Source organism: Candidatus Kryptonium thompsonii, from assembly GCF_001535985.1.
In the GTDB taxonomy this organism is placed as follows: Bacteria; Bacteroidota; Ignavibacteria; order Kryptoniales; family Kryptoniaceae; genus Kryptonium; species Kryptonium thompsonii.
Genome location: NZ_CZVS01000075.1, coordinates 1 through 7,300, shown reverse-complemented (window position 1 = coordinate 7,300; position 7,300 = coordinate 1). Strand labels below are relative to the sequence as shown.

9 protein-coding genes are annotated in these 7,300 nt (G+C 36.0%); 4 read left to right on the top strand and 5 right to left on the bottom strand.

Annotated features, from left to right (window positions below; all coding sequences use genetic code 11):
* Positions 1-686, top strand: a 686-nt coding sequence (locus AWW78_RS09270) for a zinc-binding dehydrogenase (protein ID WP_047134989.1), incomplete at its 5' end; no start/stop codon positions are given.
* On the opposite strand, the gene AWW78_RS09265 is transcribed toward AWW78_RS09270, so the two are convergent.
* The gene (locus tag AWW78_RS09265; RefSeq protein WP_047134988.1) at positions 683-2,308 is read right to left on the bottom strand and encodes an Ig-like domain-containing domain; all 1,626 of its coding nucleotides are present in this window, start codon (positions 2,306-2,308) and stop codon (positions 683-685) included. The genes AWW78_RS09270 and AWW78_RS09265 overlap by 4 nt on opposite strands.
* An 85-nt stretch (positions 2,309-2,393) precedes the next feature.
* Between AWW78_RS09265 and AWW78_RS09260 the strand changes: the two genes are divergently transcribed.
* From AWW78_RS09260 to AWW78_RS09250, 3 genes are read left to right on the top strand one after another with little or no spacing between them, the layout of a single operon-like run.
* Positions 2,394-2,744, top strand: coding sequence for a DF family (seleno)protein (locus AWW78_RS09260; RefSeq protein ID WP_047134987.1), 351 nt, complete (start codon positions 2,394-2,396; stop codon positions 2,742-2,744).
* Positions 2,745-2,763: 19 nt separating this feature from the next.
* A complete protein-coding gene (locus tag AWW78_RS09255) occupies positions 2,764-3,597 on the top strand; it encodes a class I SAM-dependent methyltransferase (RefSeq protein WP_075426244.1) in 834 nt (277 codons plus the stop codon).
* A gap of 18 nt (positions 3,598-3,615) precedes the next feature.
* Complete coding sequence (locus tag AWW78_RS09250) at positions 3,616-4,425, top strand: YwiC-like family protein (RefSeq protein ID WP_047134986.1); 810 nt, start codon at positions 3,616-3,618, stop codon at positions 4,423-4,425.
* Here AWW78_RS09250 and AWW78_RS09245 read toward each other — a convergent pair.
* The 4 genes from AWW78_RS09245 to AWW78_RS09230 form a co-directional block, all read right to left on the bottom strand.
* Positions 4,375-4,956, bottom strand: a complete 582-nt coding sequence (locus AWW78_RS09245) for an archaemetzincin family Zn-dependent metalloprotease (RefSeq protein ID WP_047134985.1) — start codon at positions 4,954-4,956, stop codon at positions 4,375-4,377. The genes AWW78_RS09250 and AWW78_RS09245 overlap by 51 nt on opposite strands.
* Before the next feature lie 6 nt (positions 4,957-4,962).
* A complete protein-coding gene (locus AWW78_RS09240) occupies positions 4,963-6,312 on the bottom strand; it encodes a sigma-54-dependent transcriptional regulator (RefSeq protein ID WP_047134984.1) in 1,350 nt (449 codons plus the stop codon).
* A complete protein-coding gene (locus AWW78_RS09235) occupies positions 6,296-6,901 on the bottom strand; it encodes a sensor histidine kinase (protein ID WP_082359573.1) in 606 nt (201 codons plus the stop codon). Before AWW78_RS09235 ends, AWW78_RS09240 begins: the two co-directional genes overlap by 17 nt.
* Positions 6,840-7,300 (bottom strand): HAMP domain-containing protein (locus tag AWW78_RS09230; protein WP_141653915.1); only part of this gene is annotated, 461 nt, incomplete at its 5' end. The genes AWW78_RS09230 and AWW78_RS09235, both read right to left, overlap by 62 nt.

Sequence of the window (7,300 nt, the reverse complement as noted above, 5' to 3'; positions counted from 1 at the left end):
CTGAATATGTAAAAGTTCCCAATGTTAATTTGAGGAATGATACGTTGAAATTGCCCGATGGTGTTTCTTTTGAGGATGGCGCCATCGTTGAGCCAGTTGCTTGTTCTGTTAAAGCATTTAAGAGAGCAGGTATAAGGGAAGGGGATTATATAGTTGTGCTTGGGCTTGGATTTATGGGTCAGGTGAATGTAAAACTTGCTAAGTTTTATGGTGCTGAAATTATCATCGGGGTTGATAAAGTAAAGTATAGATTAGAGAAGGCAATTGAAAACGGAGCCGATTATGTAATTGATTTTTCAAGTGAAAATGTCAAGGACAGGGTTTTGGAATTCACAAACGGTTATGGAGCGGATATTGTCATAGTTGGTCCAGGAACGATTGAGGCAATTAAAATGGGTCTCGAGCTTGTCGCAAAAGGTGGAAAGTTGATTTTGTTTACGCCAACGCCTGATGATGCAAAACTTGAGATAAAACCGTATGAGATTTATTTCAACGAGATTTCAATAATCCCAAGTTATTCGGCAGGTCCTGATGATACGGCTGAAGCATTAAATTTGATAAGTAAAGGTATAGTAAAAGCAGAAAATCTTGTCACGCATAGGTTCAAAATAGAGAATACACTTGATGCTTTTATGTTAACTGCGAATGCTGGTGAATCTTTAAAATGTATGATTGTTTTTGATTAAAATTTTATGTTTATGTTCTCGGTTGTCCATCTCGCTCTAACTTTTACCGTATCTGGATAAACGGTAAACTTCTCTGATGGGGCAAATGGAAAAACTTTGCCGTAATCGTAAGTTCCATTTCCGTTTGAATCGATAAATGCTTCAATCAAATATCTCCCCTGTGGAATTTGTTCAATTGTAAACTTTGAGTTGCATTTTGTTTTTGTTGTAAATTTTTTCCCAGTTGAAGTTTCAAACGCTGAAATTATAACGCTTGATATAGTATCTTCGCAGGTTACACTTCCTTCAATAGCTCCAAAAATTAGTGGGTTGATGGTTTTGAATGATAATTTTAATGTGTCCTTTTGAATGTTGTTGTTAAGATCACGAGCTTCAGAGATTTTAAGCGTGTAAAGCTCATCGGGTTTTAGTTCTGTCTCTGGTTCAATGATTAGCTCGTTTAAATTTTGTTTCGCTTTAACTTTTATTTCGTTTCCCGTTGAATCAAATAGCTGTATTTTAGGCTCCGAAAGTAGAACATCATCAAAGAAAAGTTTAATTTCTGGTTTTAGGTTTACATCATTTTCACCTTCAGCTGGAATTGAAAAAATTAATGTGGGTGCGGTTGTATCATCTGCAAATTCACCTGGAGGTTCATAGATATGTTCACCAAGTTCATTTCCAGCGAGGTCTGTTGTCTTTGAAAGAGCAAGTTGATATTTATTTCTTGTGTCAAGTTTTTCCAATAAAATCAAGATTATTTTACTGCTATCGGGATAAATTTGGGTTATCAGTGGAAGTGTTTCGGTTTCGTTTTTTTCGATTTTTATCGTTGCGTTTTCCGGATTTATTTTTTCTGAAAATTTTATAAGTATGTGCGAATTGTCGAGGACATTCACCGATGAAACGAAAGGTTTGCTTGTGTCTTCAATTGTGGTTTTAAAAATTACATTCGTAGCAATTGGGTTTTTTGAGTTGATTACAATATCTTCCCAAAAGACGCCGTATTCATCTTCCCCAGGATCGTAAAGAAGGTTTTTAGTCTTATCATTTATTGCAAACAATCGATATTTGCCAAGTTTAATGAATTGAAATTTGAAGGCGCCGTCTCTTCCAGCTTGGGTGGCGTAATCTGGTTTTGTGTGAAGTGGAGAAAGTGTGTCAGGGTTTAATTTGTCAATTAAGTAAGCGAAGACCATGAAATTCCCTTTGTTTGAAAAAATTTTCCCTTCTATTGAGCCCGAATCGATTGCTGAGCCAGTTGAGAAAGCAAGTGTAAATGATTCCTTCATTTTGTTGCCAGCGTTTAAATCTTTAATTTCGGTTCCAAAAGTTATAACATAGGTTGTGCTATCTTTGAGTTTTTCTGGAAAAACAAGTTTTAATTTTCTTCCAGACCATTTGTATTGGATTTCACCTTGGATGTACGGAGAGATGTAAATAGCATCTTGAACAGAACGTTTATCAACATATTCGCTGAATTCAACTTCAACGTAATTACCTTTAAAGTTAACAGTTCCATTTTCGGGATAAGTTTTGACAATTTCAGGTGGGGTTGTGTCCAGTGGACCTCCAGAAGGTGGAACTTGGGTTGCGCATCCAATGATGATAAGAACGAAAATTAAGCAAGGTATTGTTCTCATTTTGTAAGGTTAGATTTCGTTAGACTTTTGAAAATTTAAAAAATCTTTTTAAAATGAAAAAAGCAAAAAAGTAGAACTTTGAGCGATGAAAATTCAATTTCTTTACTTTTCCGATTGTCCAAATCATAAGAAGGCGAGGGAGAATTTGTTGGAAGCGATAGAAAAGGCAAGGATAAAAGACTATCATATCGAGGAAATTGAGATAAAAACTGAGGAAGAGGCTTTAAAATATAAATTTCCTGGGTCTCCAACAATAAGAGTTAATGGTGTTGATGTTGATCCATCTTATATGGATAGTGGAAATTACGGTATGACGTGTCGGATTTACAAAATTAATGGTCAATTTTATGGTGCGCCAACCGTTGAGATGATAAAGGAAGCTCTTGAGGACGCAAGTTTTTATGAAGGTATAAAAGAGGTTGGCGGATGTTGTTAAAATAATTTAAGATTGAAGCTTGCCTGAGAACGGTAAATTTGAAACATATGGTAAAGTTAAATCTGCTTCTGATTTTTACGATGAGCTTTCGGAAGATTATATGGATATGATTGAGTTTTCGTCCAAGGTTGAAAGCGAAAGTGAAATTTTCAAAACCATCGTTAGTGAATATAAAATTACCCGATGTCTTGATGCTGGTTGTGGGGTTGGGCTTCATTCAATAATTCTTTCAAAGCTCGGTGTTGAAGTTCTTGGGATAGATATTTCCGCATCTATGATCGAAAAGGCGAGGGAACTTGCCCAAAGATTTGGGGTATCAGCGGAGTTTGAGGTTCTTGATTTTTCTTTGATAAAGGAAAAGTATAAAGAAAAATTTGAACTTGTTTTGTGCATCGGGAATACGCTCCCCCATTTGATCAATGAAAAAGATTTGTTAATTGCTTTGCGAAATTTTTATAACGCTTTGGTGCCGAATGGAATTTTGATTGCTCAAATTTTGAACTATGATAAAATTATGGAAAATGAAGAAAGGATAGTGAATGTTCGTGAGACTCCCGAAAGAATTTTTGTCCGTTTTTATGATTTTGAACCTACGATAGTTGGCTCCCCGAGCTTAAAAGTTTTTGAGATAAGAAAAGATTTTTTGAAGTTTAATGTTTTAATAGTTGATAAGACAAAAAATTACTCCCATAAGCTTATAACCACAAGAATTAAGCCGATAAAAAGTGAGGCTCTATGTAGGAAACTTCGCATGGTCGGATTTAAGGAGATTGAAATTTTTGGAGATTTTTTAAAAAGAGAGTTTAAAGCTAATGAATCAAAAAATATTGTTGTGTTTGCACGGAAAACTTAAAAAAATTAAGATGGTTCTATGATAATTTTCCCCAAAGAACACGGTTCTTGGGCTATTTTGCTCATCCCGTTTTTAATGGGTGCAAAAATTGGCGGTGGATTTGATATAAAAATAGTTCTTTTTCTAGTTTCCGTTCTTTCAATCTTTCTCGCTTATCAGCCTGCGTTGATGCTTGCGAAGTTGAGGTTAAAAATCTCATCTGAAAATGTAAAGGATGCTTTAAAATCTTTCCTTGTTTTTCTACCATTTGCTGTTTTGCCGTCGCTTGTTTTGATTTTTTATTTTAAGCTTTACGGGTTGCTTTTATTTGGGTTGATAGGCTTGATTGCTTTCTTTCTCCAACTTTATCTTGCCAAGTTAAATCTTGACAAAACGCAGGGTGGACAACTTTTCGCAATGAGTGTGCTTGTGATGACGGCTCCATCGGCTTATTATGTCGGTATAGGTAGATTTGATCTGATCATGCTTCAGCTTTACTTTTTAAATTTAATATTCTTTGGGAGCGGGATAGTTTATGTTAGGATGAAGATATCTGCGCTTGCAACGAAGAAGGAAAAATTTACACTTAGTGAAAAACTTTTCATCGGCAGATATAACATTGCCTATCATGTTGCCATTTTAATTTTGATTAGTGCGTTGTTTGCTTTCAATTCAGTAGGTCTTCTAACCTTTCTTGGATTTTTGCCAGTGATAATTCACTCGATCATGGGGACATTTATGCTTGAGAGAAAGGTGAAATTTAAAAAACTTGGTTGGATTGAGACGGTTTATTCAATTCTATTCGCCATTATGGTGATCATTGAATTCAGTCGAAATTTGCCCAAATAATTTTTTATAGCATTCGTCACAAAATGATGCTGTCTTTATATCAACTTCTTCAACGGAAGTTGAGGAATGCATAACACATAGATAATTCTCACAGTGTAGAAGCCCAAAATTATGTCCAAGTTCATGGACGGCTTCTTTTAAAAGTCGCTCCGCAGTTAGTTTTTTATTTTCGGGGAAACCATAGGTAATTTCGTTTAATCTAAATGTCGAGACGATGGAAACTTTCCCTTTAAGCTGTGCTTCTCCGAATACATAAGTCAACACGGGGATGAACAAATCAATTGAGATCACACCAAGGACTTTGCCGTTGAAGTTTTTGAATTTTTCAAGAAGGATTGAAATTATTTTCGTTGAGTTGAACTGTTCTCTTGAACTGTCATAAGCAGATAGAAGGTTGAGGTGATTTGTATTATCAAGTAAAACATCACATTTAAAAATTTCCCTAAGTTGTGAGGGAAGGGTTAGAACAAGTTCAAGATCGACCGGGTAAATTGGGACTATAAGAATTTTACATGGTTTTGTTAAGGTCATGAGTTTTTAAGCGACCCTGTTTCTCTTCAGATTGTACTTCTCGATTTTGTTGTAGAGTGTAACTCTATCTATGCCGAGAATTTTTGCTGATTGTGTTATGTTCCAATTTGTTTTATTTAAAATTTTGAGTATATGAGCTTTTTCAACCACTTCAAGTGTTTCATTTTCAGGTTGTTCTTCTTCGATTAGTTGAATTGGTAAATCTTGGGGTCTTATCGCGGGTGGTTTCGCAAGCACCATAGCTCTTTCAATGGCATTTTTTAGTTCTCTTACGTTTCCAGGCCAATCGTATCGTATTAGTATATCCATCGCTTCTGGTGAGATCTCAGTTATTGGTTTATGCATCATTGTTGCATATTTTTCAAGATAATATTTTGCTATTAATGGGATATCGCTTCTTCTTTCCCTAAGCGGTGGGATGAAGATTGTGAAAACATTAAGCCTATAATAAAGGTCTTCTCGGAATCTTCCTTCTTTCACTGCTTGTTCAAGGTCTGAGTTTGTTGCGCAAATGACTCTAAAATCACTTGTTATTATTTCGTTCCCACCAATTCTTGTAAATTGTTTTGTTTCAAGGACGCGGAGAAGTTGGATTTGCATTTTCAAGCTTATGGTTCCAACTTCATCGAGAAAAATTGTTCCTCCATCCGCAAGTTCAAATTTACCTTTTCTTCTGTAAAGCGCATCTGTGAAAGCTCCTTTTTCATGTCCGAAGAGTTCAGATTCAAGAAGCGTATCTGGAACAGCGCCGCAATTTACTGAGATAAATGGAAAATATCTTCTTGGGCTGTGTGCGTGAATTAATCTTGCAACAAGTTCCTTACCTGTTCCGCTTTCGCCTCTTATCATTACGGTGGTATTTGTCGGGGCGACTGTTTTCGCAAGTTCGATTACTTTTTTAATTTGCGGGCTCTCGCCGATGAGTTCTTCTCCCATGACAAGCTCGGATACATGTTCGCGCAGTTTAATGTTCTCATCCGTTAATTTTTTCTGCTTTAGGGCATTTTTAACAAGGTGCGAAAGGTAATCTGGGTCAACTGGTTTTGTGATATAGTCGTAAGCTCCTTCTTTCAATGCTTGAACGGCGGAGTCAACAGATGCAAATGCAGTAATTATGATAATTATAGCGTTCGGGTCAATCTCTTTTATCCTTTTTTGAAGTTCAAGCCCATCCATTCCGGGCATTTTAATATCAATGAAGATTATATCCCATGGTCCTTCATTCATCAGTTTTAATGCTTGTGCTGCGTTTTCCGCTACGCCAACTTTATATCCATCTTGTGTAAACCATTTTGATAGGGAATCTCTGACGATAAATTCGTCATCAACAACTAAAATGCTAAATTTGTGCGTCATAGCTGATGTTTAGTTTTTTGGGCAATGTAATTGTAAACGTTGTTCCTTGGTTTACTTTTGATTCAACTTTTATGCTTCCGTTATGTCTTTCGGCAATTCCATATGCGACCGCAAGGCCGAGTCCGGTTCCCTTGCCCTCTTTTTTCGTCGTAAAGAAAGGTTCAAATATATGGGGCAAGATATCTTCCGGTATTCCAATTCCAGTATCTGTCACTTTGATTTGAATTTTATCACTGTCAATTTCGTTAAGTTCGATTCTTAAAGTCCCACCTTCTGGCATTGCTTCAATTGAGTTTATTTCCATTGCGAGAAGCATTTGTTCAATTTGTTGTGCATCGCAAAAAACAAATACGGGATTTTCGGGGATATCAAGTTCAAGTTTTATATTGTTCATTTGAAGATGATGAGATATTAGAGCGACGCTTCTTTTTATCACCTGGCAAATGTCCTCATCTTTAAATTCTCCCACTTTTTGCTTTGAAAACAGAAGAAGGTTTTTAACTATATTTCCACATCGAGATGTTTCATCAATTATAATTGAAAGCTCGTTTAAAATTTCGTTTTTTCTCCGCTTCGCTAATTTCACCATTTTGAAGTCTTCTCTTTAAAAGTTTGGCGTATGTTAGAACTCCTTCAAGTGGGTTATTAAGTTCATGTGCGACGGTTGCAGCAAGTTTTCCCAATGAAGCCATCTTTTCAATTTGCACCATATATGCGTGAGCTCTTTGAAGTTCCGCCGTCTTCTCATTAACCTTTTGTTCAAGAAGCTTAGCCCAGTTTGTAAGTTCTTCGTGTGCTTGTTTTAATTTTTCGGTCATTTTGTTGAATGACTCGGCAAGCAAGCCAATTTCATCTTTTGATTTGAAGTCAAGTTTGAAATCGAGGTTCCCGTTCATTATCTCAGTTGTCCCGTATGTCAATTTTTTTAATGGCACATTTACAAATTTCCAGATGAAAACTAAAACAAAGAACGAGATTACAAAAAATA

What these genes read in the sequence shown, in the direction of transcription:
- AWW78_RS09265 (WP_047134988.1), bottom strand. Translation starts at nt 2,308, where the DNA reads ATGAGAACAATACCTTGCTTAATTTTCGTTCTTATCATCATTGGATGC.
- AWW78_RS09260 (WP_047134987.1), top strand. Translation starts at nt 2,394, where the DNA reads ATGAAAATTCAATTTCTTTACTTTTCCGATTGTCCAAATCATAAGAAG.
- AWW78_RS09250 (WP_047134986.1), top strand. Translation starts at nt 3,616, where the DNA reads ATGATAATTTTCCCCAAAGAACACGGTTCTTGGGCTATTTTGCTCATC.
- AWW78_RS09245 (WP_047134985.1), bottom strand. Translation starts at nt 4,956, where the DNA reads ATGACCTTAACAAAACCATGTAAAATTCTTATAGTCCCAATTTACCCG.
- AWW78_RS09240 (WP_047134984.1), bottom strand. Translation starts at nt 6,312, where the DNA reads ATGACGCACAAATTTAGCATTTTAGTTGTTGATGACGAATTTATCGTC.
- AWW78_RS09235 (WP_082359573.1), bottom strand. Translation starts at nt 6,901, where the DNA reads ATGGTGAAATTAGCGAAGCGGAGAAAAAACGAAATTTTAAACGAGCTT.